Genomic DNA, 14314 nt, shown 5'->3' with positions numbered 1-14314 from the left:
GAGCCCATCCGGAAGGATGGGTTTTTTGCTTTGCATTCGCATACGGCACGTTCACTATTCTCTGGCTAAAATAATAAAATAAATCACAGCAGTGAGGTTATTTTGCCGAACCCTCCTTTTAACTACCAACAAGATTTCGCCAACATAAACTTTCGCGAGCATCCGGAGCTCTATCAGGTCGGACGAGGAGAGCAGGGGGTGTTATTGGTTGAACCTTATAAAAGTGAAATCCTCCCCCACTGGCGCTATAAAAATGCTGAAGTTGCCACGACGTCTGCCCAGGAAATTTACGCTTTGTTCGAGCAATATCGGCAGAAGAATGACTTTGTCGGCATGGACATGGCCCGTAAATTCATTCAGATGGGATATACCCGTGCCAGACGCTATGCGAACCATAAAGGAGGAAAAAAATATGACGAAGATCGTAACGTGAAGCCATTAGATCACGATCCGGTGAAGGCCGAAGCGGCTAAAATCTTTAAAACGTGGTGGGATAAAATCCGCGCAGATGAGGACTATCTGCAACGAAAACAAGAGCATCAAAAGAAATGGGGCTAGCAGACATCACCAGAGGTTATCTTTTTTATGATTTGCCTCACAAAATTTAATGAAACATAAAAATAACAAGTTTTTTACCTAACGCTACATTTTAAATGCGGTTTTACTTGGTATGGGTGCAATGGCCCGCAATGTAAGACAGGGGATTTAAAATGACAGAAACCGTAGCCAGTACAGATACGGATCATAAACAGAGCGCGGTGCAAGATACCCGCCGCAGAATCTGGGCAATCGTTGGTGCCTCTTCAGGTAACCTGGTGGAGTGGTTTGACTTCTACGTCTACTCATTCTGTTCACTCTATTTTGCTCATATTTTCTTTCCATCCGGTAATACCACGACCCAGTTGCTGCAGACAGCAGGCGTTTTTGCAGCTGGATTTTTGATGCGTCCTATCGGTGGCTGGCTATTTGGCCGCATTGCCGATCGTAAAGGGCGTAAAACCTCTATGTTGATTTCAGTCTGCATGATGTGCTTTGGATCGCTAGTGATCGCGTGTCTGCCCGGCTATGCCGTTATCGGCACCTGGGCTCCGGCGCTCTTGCTGCTCGCTCGTCTATTCCAGGGATTATCCGTCGGCGGTGAATATGGCACGAGCGCGACCTATATGAGTGAAGTTGCCGTGGAAGGCCGTAAAGGTTTTTATGCTTCCTTCCAGTACGTAACGCTCATAGGCGGTCAACTGTTAGCCATACTGGCTGTGGTGATCCTGCAGCAGGTGCTGAGCGATGAAGACCTGCGTGCATGGGGATGGCGCATACCTTTTGCGCTGGGTGCAGTGTTGGCAATAGTGGCACTGTGGCTACGTCGTCAACTGGATGAAACGTCACAGAAAGAGGTGCGCTCGCTGAAAGAGGCGGGTTCATTCAAGGGGCTATGGCGCAACCGAAAGGCATTTTTGATGGTGCTCGGTTTTACGGCGGGGGGATCGCTCACCTTCTATACCTTCACTACCTATATGCAGAAGTATCTGGTCAATACGACAGGTATGCACGCTAATGTGGCGAGTATGGTTATGACCGTGGCGCTTTTTGTCTTTATGCTGATCCAGCCTGTAATCGGCGCGCTGTCGGATAAAATTGGTCGCCGTAGTTCAATGCTTATATTCGGGGGAATGTCGACGTTATGCACCGTGCCTATCCTGACGGCATTACAACATGTCTCCTCACCTTACGCCGCCTTCGCGCTGGTGATGGTGGCACTTATTATCGCCAGCTTTTACACCTCGATCAGTGGCATTCTTAAAGCCGAAATGTTTCCAGCTCAGGTGCGTGCGCTTGGGGTTGGGTTGTCTTATGCGGTGGCCAATGCCCTTTTTGGTGGCTCGGCCGAGTATGTGGCGCTTTCATTGAAATCGATAGGTAGCGAGACGATCTTTTTCTGGTACGTCACGCTCATGGGCGCGCTGGCGTTCATCGTCTCCTTAATGCTGCACCGTAAAGGCAAAGGTATTCGTCTTTAGTGATCAGCCAGCTGCCATAGGGTATAGCCGGTGGTTGCGCCGGCGATATCCCAGGCAAAATCCTTCCAGCTCCAGCCGCTTCCTGCCGGGCGGCTGTCCCAAAATTCCTTGCTGGCCCCCAGACTGACCGAAAACATCAGTCCGTAAGCTGCGCTGCGATCGCGGCTATAGCCCTGGTGCCGGGCATATTCATTCCCGGCGGCGGAGAGCATAGCGGAAGCCAGAAAGTGTTGGGCTTTATCCTGGCCCGCCCAGCTGTCTTGCGCCATGTGGCTACAGCCGCACAGTAGACAACAGCCCAGGAGAAGGAGATATCGCATTGCAACCTCCATAAAAAAGCCCCGTCAATGACGGGGCAGGTGCATTACAGAATACGGCTGATAAGCCGATCAATACGAATGCGGCGTAAACGGCGTATCAGCTTACGCACTTTTACCGGATAGTCAGCGATACTTTGCAGATCGCGGTAGTGGTTCACTATGGTGGTGTGCGTGCGGATCAGATCCAGCTCGCGTTCACGCTGTACCGATAGCTCTTTACGCGGATCGTGGATCAGGATCGCATTCTCAAGATCAAGACGCCATGCGCGCGGGTTAAGGTTATTTCCCGTCAGCAGCATCCATTCATCGTCAACCCACATTCCCTTCAGGTGATAGCTATTATCTTCGTGCTTCCACAGACGCACGATCAGCTGATCGGTATTTACATAATACTGAAGGCGGCTCAGGAAGCGGCGCAGGTTGATCTCGTAAAGATAAGGCAGCGCACCGATGATTTTAAAAGGTTGATCTTCAGGGATATAAAAATCGTTTGCCGTTTTATCGCCAACGATAATTTCCACTTTTTTACCATCACGCAGTAGCTGGATGATGCTACGAACCAACACCGCCGGCAAATTGAAGTAGGGGGTACAAATCGTCAGTTTCTCGTTTGTACAGGGCATCAAATGGAAGATGGTTTTATTTAACAGGCTCGATTTGCCAAGGCCGACCAGCGGTGTAACCGAGAGCTGGTCGTTATCGGCATCGCCCTGGAAATGGAATGCAGCATCACGCAACTCCTGACGGAATAAGCGAATGTCATTTTTGATTTCCGGGCTTTTAGGGCGATGGGGATCATCAAGGCGATTAACGCCACGGCCGTGTACCAGGTTCTGATCGACCCATGCAAACATCACGTCCGCCATACGCGCATTGCGTACCAGGTGGTAACGATCGTAACGGTACTTATCAAGCTGATGCAAATAAACGTCATTCAGGCTGGCGCCGCTATAGAGCACGCTGTCATCAATGATGAAACCTTTAAAATGCAGTACGCCCAAAGCTTCACGGGTGTTTACAGGGACACCGTAAACCGGAACGTCAACGCCCGGATTCTGCTGGGCCATGCGGCAATACCAGTCAGCGTTGGTGTTAGAGGCAGCATCGCCGATGCGTCCGCGCTGTGCCCGATGCCAGTCGACCAGTACACGCACGTCCAGTTCCGGACGCTGGCGCTTTGCTTCATAAATTGCGTGTAATATAGCGCTGCCGCCTTCATCCTGTTCAAGATAAAGCGCCACGATGCAAATACGTTGCGTCGCGCTGGCAATTTTTTCCAGAAGCGTTTCCCGAAAATGGGCGGGAGCGTAAAAGAACTCGACATCATCAACTGACTGAGAAATCTTCGGTAGTTGAGCAAGGTGTTGTTGATGTTTGTTGCGCTTAAATTTTGACAACATCACAGTGCGTTTCTTCTCTGTTCATTGAAGGGTTATCTGTACTAAGCAGACAACAGAAGCGGACAATCATATCATTAGTACCCGCGAAAGTGGTCAACATTTCCAGTACCTTACTCTTGTTTACCCTGCTGCATCAGATGCAGCGTTAGCCCCACGATGCCTTCTTCAAGCTGCACATCTATGGTAAATCCAAGTTTTCGCGCCAGGGCGATCATGCCCCTATTATTGGGCATAGTAATACCATTAAGGCGCAGTAATCCGTGATCGCGCGTATAGCTAATGAGCTTCTCCAGCAGCCGTCGCCCAAGACCTAATCCTTTCAGATCCGAGCGAACCAGCACGGCGAATTCAGCATCGACGTTATCAGGATCCGAAATGGCGCGCGTTACGCCGAGTATCTCATCACCTTCAGGGGTTCGCCGAACGGCAACAAACGCCATTTCCCGATCGTAGTCGATCTGCGTCATGTTAGCTAAATCTTCATGGGTAAATTCATTGATTTCGCTGAAATAGCGATAGTAGAGATCCTCTTTAGTCACCTGAGCGATAAAGCGCTGCAGCTGTGGTTCATCTTCCGGCAGGATAGGGCGGAACAGCGATTTTTCACCGTTTTTCATCTCGACCCACTCTTCCAGCTGCTGTGGGTAAGGGCGAATAGCCAGCCGGCTTTCGCGATCGCCGCTGAAGGCTGCTACATCCATGGTGACATCCAGAGCGGTCATCTCACTGCCTGATACCAGCAGAGGATGAATATCCAGACGCTGAATTTCTGGGGTATCCACGATCAGGTTGGAGACTTGCACCAGGAATTGGCTCAGCCCGGCTATATCCAGAGGTCGCAGTGCACTGCGCCCGCGGATCTTTTTGCTCTTGATCGCCTGGATCACCAGATAGCGTGCCAGGTTCATATTCAGCGGCGGCAGAGCCACCACGGCCTGCTCCTCCGGATGCCATTCCACGCCCCCTTCACCAAGCATGATCAACGGGCCAAACACCGGATCGTGCTCAACGACCACCCTCAACTCTTGCGCGCCGGCGCGGTTGGCCATGCTTTGTACCAACAGGCCATGGATGCGTGCCCGGGGCCAGGTCATTTTAACGCGATCGATGATGGCATCGGCCGCCTGCTGAACCTCTGCGGCCGTGCGCAGATAGAGCATGACGCCCTGAACTTCAGACTTATGGGGGATATCCGGAGAGCGCAGCTTAAGGGCGACCGGATAGCCGATCTGCTCGGCGATATGTACGGCTTCAGCGCTATCGCTGGCAATCCAGGTTGGCAGGGTATTCAGGCCGTACGCCTGAAGAATCGGTTGCACCTCATGGGTGTCCAGCGCACGCGCGCCCTCATCAATGGCCCGCTGTAACAGGTTACGGGCACCACTGATGTTCGCGGTCAGATTGCCGGGAAGCGCGGGCGTTTCACGCAACTGTTTCTGGTTACGTCGGTACTCCACCATATGCATAAACGCGGTGATAGTCCCTTCGGGGGTCCGGTAGGTCGGCAGCCCTGCTTCACTGAAAAGGCGGCGTGCCTCTTGGGATGAAAATTCACCGCACCAGTTGGTCAGTACAGAGACATACTTGCCACGTGGATGATTTTTAATGCCATCAATCAGCGCCCGCGCGCTCTCGCTGCCCGGGGCCACGGCACTGGGCGAGTGAATGACCATCAGAGCATCGAAATCCTGACTGTCGAGCAGAAGGCTAAGGGCCGTTAAATAGTGCTGATTGCTGGCATCGTCACGGAGATCAAGCGGATTACCCGGCTCAACGCCTGCGGGCAAGGCCTCGCGCAGTCGTTGTAACGTCTCTTCGCTAAGGGTGGCGAGTTTACCATTACGCAACCAGAGCTCATCGAGGGCCAGTGCGGCCGGGGCTGCGCCATTACTGATAATCATCAGCCTCTCCCCACGAAGCGGGCGCATATGGCTCAGCGTTTCAACGGCGGAGAAGAGTTCATGCGTGTCCTGCACGCGTAACAGACCCGCGCGCTGAATAGCGGCATCCCAGGCCGGATCCATCCCGGAGTGAGAGTGCAATAACCGCTGGGCTGCCGGACTACGTCCGCTTTTGATCACCAGGATAGGTTTATTGCGCGACGCGCTACGCGCCGCAGAGACAAACCGCCGCGCATCACTCAGATGTTCAAGATAGAGCAGGATAGCGCTGGTTTTGCTGTCTCTCGCCAAAAAATCGAGCAGCTCATCCACGTCGATGTCGAGGCTATCACCCAGCGCGATAAAATACGAAAAGCCCATCTCACGTTGCTGAGCCCAGTCGAGAATAGTATTGGAAACCGCCGCCGACTGGGAAATAAATGCCAGCTTGCCTTTACGAATGGGCACCGGAGAAAAACTGGCATTCAGACCCTGCCAGGGAGCCAGCAGGCCGAGGCTGTTTGGGCCAAGCAAACGCATCTGATAACGTGCCGCGCAGGCCAGCAGGTCGTTGTGCTGTTCAGGAGGAGAGGAGAGGATAATGCAGGTTTTACACCCTTTCTTGCCGAGCGCTTCCAGCAGATCCAGATTGCGCCGGGCGTGCGTGCAGAGCACCGCCAGGTCGGGGATATAAGGCAAGCTCTCGACATCCGGCCAGGCAAGCACCCCCTGCACCGCCTTCCAGGCAGGAGTAACGGGCAGCACAGGCCCGCTGAAGCCGCCAGCCAACAGGTTGCGCATCATCAGATAGCCAGCGCGTTCGGGCTTCATTGACGCGCCGATAACGGCGATGGATTTGGGGCGGAGTAAGGCTTCTAACCCACGCTGGCTCATTCAGGTCTCCTGAAAGTACGAGTGACCTGATGATTTTAAACGCTTTCGGACTCGGCTGCTGTGACGCTTCCCTTATGTACGGTTTTTCCGGCCAGATAACGTTCGCGAAAACAGGAAAAATGCTGACCCAATGCGCCAGCCGCCTGGCGATCGCCTGCCAGATCCAGCAAGGCAATGGCAACCTCGGCGGTACAATACTGGCCGTCCGCATGCGCTTCGCGCAGCCGGTAGGCTGAGACGCGAGAGAGATCGACAGAGATCACCGGCAGCGCATCAAGATAAGGGCTTTTACGAAACATTTTGCGCGCTTCTGTCCAGGTACCGTCCAGCATGATGAACAGCGGCGGTTTTCCCGACGCCGGCGTCGTCAACACCTGGCGATCCGGGCCGGCATAAGAGGCGGGGAACACCACCATCGGCTGATAAGCGTCACTGGCTACCAGCTCAAGTAGTGCCTCTGGCGGCTCGGTGCGCGACCATTGAAACGCGACGGTATCTGGCAGGATATCGGCAATCAATCGCCCGGTATTGCTGGGTTTCATGGGTTCTGTATCGAACATCACCAGGCAAAAGCGGCTGGTAGCATGGCTTGGCGTCAGGGTAGCGCACAGACACTGTTTCAGCGGTAACAAACAGCGTTGGCAGCGTCGGATGCGGTTACCACGGGCGAGAAAAGGGCGCGTTGCGCGGGCAAGGCGTTCAGCACGCAGTTGCAATACGGCGTTATCAGTCATGAGAGATGCGCAGAAAAAACGCCATTTTCGCAGAGGAGTGGGCGGGGCACAAGCGGTGTGCCCCGGGTATGTCAGAGGGATTCGTTCAGCCAGCTATCGAAGGGGGCTTTGGGTACCGCGCCGTTCAGCATATCGATGACTTCACCATTCTTGAAAATCATAATGGTGGGAATACTGCGAATGCGGAATCGAGCACTCAGTTCACGCTCCGCTTCGGTGTTCACTTTCACAAAGCGCATCTTCCCGCTACGCTCTTCAGCCACATCTTCAAAGATAGGGGCAAAGTTACGGCAAGGACCGCACCATGGCGCCCAGAAATCCACGACCACCGGCAGATCGTCCTTCAGCAGTTTATCCAGAGTTGCACCGGTAGCGTTGATGACATCACCATCGAACAATTCATGACCGCAACGTCCGCATTTAGCCACATCATCAATTCGGTCTTCCGGAATGCGATTAAGGGCCTGGCAGTTGGCACATACGGTATTCATAACTAACCTCAGGAATAGCAGTGGAACATAACGGCCCAGGGCCGGTGTGTTTCTAATATGTTACATATTATCAGTGACCCTGTTTGAAACGACAATGCGTTTTATTCAATAAGAACAATAGTCATAAGCTTTGATACGAAATAATGGCTATGAGTGGATACATCGGGTAATCTGCGCGCTTCGCGCAGCGCTGGTGGAGAAAAGCATGAACGACGAACTGAAAAACAAAAGCGGCAAGGTCAAAGTGATGTATGTCCGCAGTGATGATGACTCTGATAAACGCACCGCAAATCCGCGTACCGGAAAAGGCGGCGGACGTCCGGGTCCATCTCGTGCAGACGGTGGCCGTCGCCCCGCCCGCGATGAAAGAAACAACCGCGGTGAAGACCGCAAACGCGATGACCGTAAACGTGACGATGCCGGTCGTGACGGGGGATCGCCATGGCGTACCGTATCCCGTGCACCGGGCGAAGAGACCTCGGCAAAAACCGATCACGGCGGTATTAGCGGAAAAAGCTTTATCGATCCGGAAGTGTTGCGCCGTCAGCGTGCTGAAGAGACCCGCGTCTACGGTGAAAACGCATGTCAGGCTCTGTTCCAGAGCCGTCCGGACTGTATTGTTCGCGCCTGGTTTATTCAGAGCGTAACGCCGCGCTTCAAAGAAGCACTGCGCTGGATGGCGGCCAATCGCAAGGCGTACCATGTGGTCGATGATGCCGAGCTGACAAAAGCATCGGGTACTGAGCACCACGGTGGCGTTTGCTTCCTGATTAAAAAACGTAACGGTACCACCGTGCAGCAGTGGGTAAGCGAGGCGGAAGCCGATGACTGTGTGTTAGCGCTGGAGGATGTGGGTAACCCGCATAACCTCGGTGCGATGATGCGCAGCTGTGCTCACTTTGGCGTAAAAGGTGTTTTACTGCAGGATGCCGCACTGCTGGAATCTGGCGCGGCTATCCGCACGGCGGAAGGCGGCGCGGAACATGTGCAGCCTATCACGGGTGACAGCGTTCTGGATGCCCTCGAGCAGTTCCGCAAAGCGGGTTACGCTATCGTAACCACCTCCAGCCACGCTGGTACGCCGCTGTTCAAAGCGACGCTGCCACGTAAAATGGTACTGGTATTAGGCCAGGAGCGAGATGGTCTGTCTGATGCTGCGCTGTCCAGTGCGGATCTGAGCGTCTCTATCGACGGAACAGGCAATGTTGAAAGTCTGAACGTTTCCGTGGCTACCGGCGTACTGCTGGCAGAGTGGTGGCGTCAGAATAAAGCCTAAGCATTGATGTTACCTGTATGCCCGGTTAACCGGGCATACAATCAAGACTACTCCCCTTCAGCCGGTAACACTGGCATCCAGTCAACAGGCTTCTCGCCGCGTTTTTCCAGCCACTCATTCGCCAGTACAAAGTGATTACAGCCAAAGAAACCGCGATGTGCTGATAGCGGTGAAGGGTGCGGCGCTTTAAGAACATGATGACGCTTCGGGTCGATAATCGCCCCTTTCTTCTGCGCATGCGATCCCCAGAGTAAAAACACCACCCCTTCGCAATGCGTGTTAATCAGGCCGATCACTTTGTCCGTAAATGTCTCCCAGCCGAGGCTGGCATGGGAATGCGCCTGGCCTGCACGTACCGTCAGCACGGTGTTTAATAACAACACGCCCTGGCGGGCCCAGCTTTCAAGATAACCGTGTTTTGGTCGGGTAAAACCGGGATTCGACCCTTCAAGCTCTTTATACATGTTCAGTAGTGAAGGGGGGATCGCAATACCAGGGCGTACGGAAAAGGCCAGTCCGTGTGCTTGTCCGGGCCCGTGATAGGGATCCTGCCCAAGGATAACCACCTTAACATCGCTCAGTTCGGTATAGCGAAAAGCGTTGAAAACATCTTTCTGTGGCGGATAAATCGTCTGGCCAGCCTGCCGTTCAGCGGCAACAGTACTGAGGGTATTAACAAAATAGGGTTGTTGTTTCTCTTCTGCCAGTACGTCGTGCCATGTTAAGGATGTCGTCATTTCGCTCTCCTGCAAATCTCAATCGCCTAAGCTTACCTGTTAAATCCTGAGTAGCAAAATTCCACGCTGAAATGCCGTTAAGTCATTCAATTTGTATTGAATATCTGCGCGATAAATTGATTCGGTGAAGGCGTTAAATTGATCTAAAGCAACAAAATCAGACCACACAGTTTGTGTGGTTGGCGTTTCTATTGATTTACATCAATAAATGGTGGGGGGGTGAGTGATATATATACACACAAGCAACAATGGTTTTACCAATTGCCCGAAGCCGGGCAGACACCATATTAATGTAGTCTAAGGGAGACACCACATGATTACGGGTATTCAGATTACTAAAGCAGCAAACGATGACCTGTTGAACTCATTCTGGCTGCTGGACAGCGAAAAAGGCGAAGCGCGCTGTGTTGCAGCAAAAGCGGGTTTTGCTGAAGACGAAATCGTACCGGTTTGCAAACTGGGCGAGATCGAATATCGCGAAATTCCAATGGAAGTGAAACCAGAAGTGCGCGTAGAAGGCGGTCAGCACCTGAACGTGAACGTGCTGCGTCGTGAAACGCTGGAAGATGCCGTTAAGCATCCGGAAAAATATCCACAACTGACCATTCGCGTGTCCGGTTATGCAGTGCGTTTCAACTCGCTGACGCCAGAGCAGCAACGCGACGTTATCGCGCGTACCTTTACTGAAAGCCTCTAAGGTTCAGTTATTGGGCAAAAAAAAGCCGGGTTATCACCCGGCTTTTTTTTACTCTTCAGTTTTGGATTCGGCCGCCGAACTGCTTGGCTTACGACGCTTACCAATGTTTTTGGTGTCGCGGTGGCGCTGCTTGACGCGCGGCTTCTCTTTTTCTTTCTCTTTTCTCTCTGCACGTTTCGCGAGTGCTTTTTTGGACGGTTTACCCGTCATTTTCTCACTCGGTGCACGCGTGGTCGGACGAAGCTCATCGATAACGCGCGCTTTCAGCGGCTCCTCGACGTAGCGGCCGATTTTCTGCAGCAGCAGGTAGTCATGCGCCTCGACCAACGAAATCGCAATACCTTTACGGCCAGCACGACCCGTACGGCCAATGCGGTGCAGGTAGGTATCGCCGCTACGTGGCATATCGAAGTTGATGACATGGCTCACGTCAGGGATATCGATACCACGCGCCGCAACGTCGGTGGCGACCAGGACATTCACGCGGCCATCGGTCAAACGCTTAATCCCTTCAGTACGCTTGACCTGCGCCATCTCACCTTCGAGATAACAGTTATTAATCCCGGCGTTACGCAGCATTTCTGCTAACTCATGCACACGCTCACGCTTGCGTACAAACACAATGGTACGGGTCGCATCGTCCTGTTTGAGCAGGTGCTTCAGCAACTCCACTTTGTGCTCGAGGTTATCGGCGCGGTAATACCACTGATGAATTTTCTTGCGCTCACGGGTGGATGGCGTGGCTGACACTTCTACGGGATCTTCCAGCAGACGCTCTGCAAAGTCTTTGATGGCATCGCCTTCCAGCGTTGCGGAGAACAGCAGGGTCTGTTTACGCCAGCGAGTTTCACCGGCGATATGTTCGATATCTTGCGCGAAGCCCATGTCCAGCATGCGGTCAGCTTCGTCCAGAATGAGTGTCTCAACGGCGCGGCAGTCGAAGTTCTCTTCTTTGATGTACTGCAGCAGACGGCCCGTTGTGGCAACCACAATATCCTGGTTTTCGCTGAATACTTCGGCGTGGTTCATATAGGCTACGCCGCCGGTGATAGTGGCGATGTCCAGATGGGTATTCGCCGCCAGTTCACGCGCATGTTCGGCAACCTGTGTCGCCAGTTCGCGGGTCGGCGTCAGGATTAAAATGCGCGGTGGGCCTGATTTTTTACGGGGGAAATCGAGCAGATGCTGCAACACCGGCAGCAAGTATGCTGCTGTTTTCCCCGTGCCGGTTGGCGCAGAACCGAGCACATCACGGCCCTCCAGTGCAGGCGGAATGGCCGCAGCCTGAATGGCGGTCGGGCGTGTGAAGCCTTTGCTCTCAAGCGCATTGAGCAGGCTTTCATCGAGTTCAAGTTCGGAAAAAGTCGTTACAGTCATGTTCTACCTCTGTGTGGGGCGCTGATTATAGACGTTACCGCTGCAATCTTCATCTGTTTGTGTGGATATCCCTTTTCCACCGTTACGCTTTCCCCTATGCTACTTCAGTTTCGTTTAGAAGGTTGCTCTGACATGTCTCAACTCAAAGCGCAATTGCGCCGCGATGGATTTACGTTTAAACAATTTTTCGTTGCACACGATCGCTGTGCAATGAAAGTGGGTACCGATGGCATCCTGCTTGGCGCCTGGGCGCCGGTAGCCGGCGCTAAACGTATTCTGGATATTGGCACCGGGAGCGGCCTGCTGGCGCTTATGCTGGCGCAGCGAACGGAGCAGTCGACGACCGTCGATGCCGTCGAGCTGGATCCCGAGGCAGCAGAGCAGGCGAGCGAAAACCAGGCCGAATCGCCCTGGGCCTCGCGCATCACTATTCATTGTGCGGATGTCCTTAGCTGGGCGCCAGAACAAACCGCACGTTATGATCTTATCGTGAGTAATCCACCTTATTATGAACCCGGCGTCGAGTGTGCGACGCCGCAGCGTGAACAAGCGCGATATACCGGTTCACTCAGCCACAGTGCCTTGCTTGCCTGTGCCGCGGCGCTTATTTCGGAAGAGGGATTTTTCTGCGTCGTGCTGCCGGAAAGCACGGGTAGCCATTTCATAAATATGGCGACAGAGATGGGCTGGCATCTGCGCCTGCGCACCGATATTGCCGATACCGAAGGCAGGTTGCCCCACCGGGTGCTGCTGGCCTTGTCGCCGAAAGAGGGAGAGTGCTTCAGCGACAGAATGGTTATCCGTGGATCAGACCAGCGCTATTCCGAGGATTACACCGCGCTGACCCACCCTTTCTATCTCTTTATGTGAGCCAGCGGCGAGAGCACGGACGGCCCGGAGTGTTCCAGTTGCTCCGGATAATCCAGCGTATAGTGCAATCCGCGGCTCTCTTTACGCATCATCGCACAGCGAACAATCAACTCTGCCACCTGCACCAGGTTACGTAGCTCCAGCAAATTGTTAGAGACGCGGAAGTGGGCATAGTACTCATCAATTTCTTGCTGCAACATGGTAATACGACGCAGGGCGCGCTCCAGACGTTTGCTGGTGCGTACGATACCGACGTAATCCCACATAAACAGGCGCAACTCATGCCAGTTGTGCTGGATCACGACCAGTTCATCCGGATTTTCGACCCGGCTCTCATCCCAGGCGGGCAGGGTATGGGCATGGCGCGCATAGGGCATGCGCTTAACGATATCTTCCGCCGCCGACCAACCGTACACCAGACACTCCAGCAGAGAGTTAGAGGCCATGCGGTTTGCGCCGTGCAGGCCGGTATAACTCACTTCGCCAATCGCATACAACCCATCCACATCGGTACGACCATGATCGTCCACCATCACGCCGCCGCACGTGTAGTGCGCAGCAGGTACTACGGGTACCGGATCCCGGGTGAGATCAATGCCTAAGCCGAGCAGCTTTTCGTAGATTGTCGGGAAATGCTGACGGACAAACTCGGCGGGCTTATGGCTGATGTCCAGATACATACAGTCCACCCCCAGGCGTTTCATCTCATGGTCGATAGCGCGGGCAACAATGTCACGTGGGGCAAGTTCGCCTCGCGGATCAAAGTCGGGCATAAAGCGTGTGCCATCGGGCCGCTTCAGGTGTGCGCCTTCACCGCGCAAGGCTTCTGTTAGCAGAAAATTGCGAGCTTGCGGATGGAGGAGGGCTGTCGGGTGGAACTGATTAAATTCCAGATTCGCCACGCGGCAGCCTGCACGCCACGCCATGGCGATACCATCTCCTGAGGAGATGTCCGGGTTAGTGGTGTACTGATACACTTTTGACGCACCGCCGGTGGCCAGCACAACGGCTTTGGCCTGACAGGTTTCAACCGTCTCTTTATTACGGTTCCAGACCCAGGCCCCGACAACCCGACGCGTGCCGGGCAAGCCGATTTTGTCAGAGACAATTAAATCTACGGCGTTGCTGCGCTCCAGCACCTGGATATTTGGGTGACTCAACGCCTGGCTCACCAGGGTGGTTTCCACCGCTTTACCCGTGGCGTCGGCAGCATGCAGAATACGGCGATGGCTATGACCGCCTTCACGCGTCAGGTGATAACCCTCTTCCCCGTTTGGCTGCACGTGGGTATCAAACAAAACACCCTGATCGATCAGCCACTGGACGCAGTGGCGTGCGTTACTGGCAACAAATTCTGCGGCGTGTTTATCAACAATTCCGGCCCCGGCAATCAGGGTGTCTTCAACATGTGAAGCTATGCTGTCTGTTTCGTCAAACACGGCTGCGATACCGCCCTGGGCGTAGAAAGTTGACCCTTCGCTTACCGGTCCTTTACTCAGGACAATGACTTTTTGGTGTTTGGCGAGCCGCAGGGCGAGAGAGAGGCCCGCTGCACCACTGCCGACGATCAGGACGTCGCAAGAGAGTTCTGGAAGTGTGTTCATGATCTTTGTTTAATTT

Annotated in this window: 13 protein-coding genes; 5 read left to right on the top strand and 8 right to left on the bottom strand. The window is 53.7% G+C overall.

Annotated features, from left to right (window positions below; all coding sequences use genetic code 11):
• Positions 1-102: 102 nt before the first annotated feature.
• Both B3511_RS14755 and B3511_RS14750 read left to right on the top strand, forming a co-directional pair.
• Positions 103-558 carry a DUF4385 domain-containing protein gene (locus B3511_RS14755; protein WP_286783328.1) on the top strand — a complete coding sequence of 152 codons (456 nt, stop codon included), beginning with the start codon at positions 103-105 and terminating at the stop codon, positions 556-558.
• 152 nt (positions 559-710) lie between these two features.
• The gene (locus B3511_RS14750; protein ID WP_212478437.1) at positions 711-2018 is read left to right on the top strand and encodes an MFS transporter; all 1308 of its coding nucleotides are present in this window, start codon (positions 711-713) and stop codon (positions 2016-2018) included.
• On the opposite strand, the gene B3511_RS14745 is transcribed toward B3511_RS14750, so the two are convergent.
• The 5 genes from B3511_RS14745 to trxC all read right to left on the bottom strand — a co-directional run bounded on the left by B3511_RS14745 (position 2015) and on the right by trxC (position 7737).
• Positions 2015-2338, bottom strand: a complete 324-nt coding sequence (locus B3511_RS14745) for a YfiM family lipoprotein (protein ID WP_046884524.1) — start codon at positions 2336-2338, stop codon at positions 2015-2017. The two genes, B3511_RS14750 and B3511_RS14745, sit on opposite strands and share 4 nt — an antisense overlap.
• Positions 2339-2382: 44 nt before the next feature.
• A complete protein-coding gene (pssA, locus tag B3511_RS14740; RefSeq protein ID WP_040074448.1) occupies positions 2383-3738 on the bottom strand; it encodes a CDP-diacylglycerol--serine O-phosphatidyltransferase in 1356 nt (451 codons plus the stop codon).
• 110 nt (positions 3739-3848) lie between these two features.
• Entirely contained in the window at positions 3849-6512 is a 2664-nt protein-coding gene (locus B3511_RS14730) for a bifunctional acetate--CoA ligase family protein/GNAT family N-acetyltransferase (RefSeq protein WP_286783327.1), read from the bottom strand.
• Positions 6513-6547: 35 nt separating this feature from the next.
• Positions 6548-7246 carry a tRNA-uridine aminocarboxypropyltransferase gene (locus tag B3511_RS14725; RefSeq protein ID WP_286783326.1) on the bottom strand — a complete coding sequence of 233 codons (699 nt, stop codon included), beginning with the start codon at positions 7244-7246 and terminating at the stop codon, positions 6548-6550.
• Between the two features lie 71 nt (positions 7247-7317).
• Positions 7318-7737, bottom strand: a complete 420-nt coding sequence (gene trxC / locus B3511_RS14720; RefSeq protein ID WP_040074452.1) for a thioredoxin TrxC — start codon at positions 7735-7737, stop codon at positions 7318-7320.
• A gap of 205 nt (positions 7738-7942) precedes the next feature.
• On the opposite strand from trxC, the gene B3511_RS14715 reads away from it, so the two are divergent.
• The gene (locus B3511_RS14715; RefSeq protein WP_040074454.1) at positions 7943-9013 is read left to right on the top strand and encodes a tRNA/rRNA methyltransferase; all 1071 of its coding nucleotides are present in this window, start codon (positions 7943-7945) and stop codon (positions 9011-9013) included.
• Between the two features lie 47 nt (positions 9014-9060).
• Here B3511_RS14715 and ung read toward each other — a convergent pair whose 3' ends face one another.
• On the bottom strand, positions 9061-9750 hold the full coding sequence (ung, locus tag B3511_RS14710; RefSeq protein ID WP_286783324.1) for a uracil-DNA glycosylase: 690 nt from the start codon (positions 9748-9750) through the stop codon (positions 9061-9063).
• A 313-nt stretch (positions 9751-10063) separates the two neighbouring features.
• Here ung and grcA point away from each other — a divergent pair, with 313 nt between their 5' ends.
• Positions 10064-10447 (top strand): autonomous glycyl radical cofactor GrcA, encoded by a 384-nt coding sequence (grcA, locus tag B3511_RS14705; RefSeq protein WP_286783322.1) that lies wholly within the window; start codon positions 10064-10066, stop codon positions 10445-10447.
• A gap of 48 nt (positions 10448-10495) precedes the next feature.
• Here grcA and srmB read toward each other — a convergent pair whose 3' ends face one another.
• Complete coding sequence (gene srmB / locus B3511_RS14700) at positions 10496-11824, bottom strand: ATP-dependent RNA helicase SrmB (protein ID WP_046884527.1); 1329 nt, start codon at positions 11822-11824, stop codon at positions 10496-10498.
• A gap of 132 nt (positions 11825-11956) precedes the next feature.
• Here srmB and trmN point away from each other — a divergent pair, with 132 nt between their 5' ends.
• Positions 11957-12694 carry a tRNA(1)(Val) (adenine(37)-N(6))-methyltransferase TrmN gene (trmN, locus tag B3511_RS14695; RefSeq protein WP_263616566.1) on the top strand — a complete coding sequence of 246 codons (738 nt, stop codon included), beginning with the start codon at positions 11957-11959 and terminating at the stop codon, positions 12692-12694.
• On the opposite strand, the gene nadB is transcribed toward trmN, so the two are convergent.
• Positions 12679-14298: an L-aspartate oxidase gene (nadB, locus tag B3511_RS14690; RefSeq protein WP_286783319.1), complete on the bottom strand. Its 1620-nt coding sequence runs from the start codon at positions 14296-14298 to the stop codon at positions 12679-12681. The two genes, trmN and nadB, sit on opposite strands and share 16 nt — an antisense overlap.
• Positions 14299-14314: the final 16 nt, after the last annotated feature.

The sequence above is a fragment of the Leclercia sp. UBA1284 genome, assembly GCF_002308415.1.
GTDB lineage: Bacteria > Pseudomonadota > Gammaproteobacteria > Enterobacterales > Enterobacteriaceae > Enterobacter > Enterobacter pneumoniae.
This window is presented reverse-complemented; position numbering and strand designations above follow the sequence as displayed.

What these genes read in the sequence shown, in the direction of transcription:
- trxC (WP_040074452.1), bottom strand. Translation starts at nt 7,737, where the DNA reads ATGAATACCGTATGTGCCAACTGCCAGGCCCTTAATCGCATTCCGGAA.
- B3511_RS14725 (WP_286783326.1), bottom strand. Translation starts at nt 7,246, where the DNA reads ATGACTGATAACGCCGTATTGCAACTGCGTGCTGAACGCCTTGCCCGC.
- grcA (WP_286783322.1), top strand. Translation starts at nt 10,064, where the DNA reads ATGATTACGGGTATTCAGATTACTAAAGCAGCAAACGATGACCTGTTG.
- B3511_RS14730 (WP_286783327.1), bottom strand. Translation starts at nt 6,512, where the DNA reads ATGAGCCAGCGTGGGTTAGAAGCCTTACTCCGCCCCAAATCCATCGCC.
- B3511_RS14745 (WP_046884524.1), bottom strand. Translation starts at nt 2,338, where the DNA reads ATGCGATATCTCCTTCTCCTGGGCTGTTGTCTACTGTGCGGCTGTAGC.
- trmN (WP_263616566.1), top strand. Translation starts at nt 11,957, where the DNA reads ATGTCTCAACTCAAAGCGCAATTGCGCCGCGATGGATTTACGTTTAAA.
- nadB (WP_286783319.1), bottom strand. Translation starts at nt 14,298, where the DNA reads ATGAACACACTTCCAGAACTCTCTTGCGACGTCCTGATCGTCGGCAGT.
- pssA (WP_040074448.1), bottom strand. Translation starts at nt 3,738, where the DNA reads ATGTTGTCAAAATTTAAGCGCAACAAACATCAACAACACCTTGCTCAA.
- srmB (WP_046884527.1), bottom strand. Translation starts at nt 11,824, where the DNA reads ATGACTGTAACGACTTTTTCCGAACTTGAACTCGATGAAAGCCTGCTC.
- B3511_RS14750 (WP_212478437.1), top strand. Translation starts at nt 711, where the DNA reads ATGACAGAAACCGTAGCCAGTACAGATACGGATCATAAACAGAGCGCG.
- B3511_RS14715 (WP_040074454.1), top strand. Translation starts at nt 7,943, where the DNA reads ATGAACGACGAACTGAAAAACAAAAGCGGCAAGGTCAAAGTGATGTAT.
- ung (WP_286783324.1), bottom strand. Translation starts at nt 9,750, where the DNA reads ATGACGACATCCTTAACATGGCACGACGTACTGGCAGAAGAGAAACAA.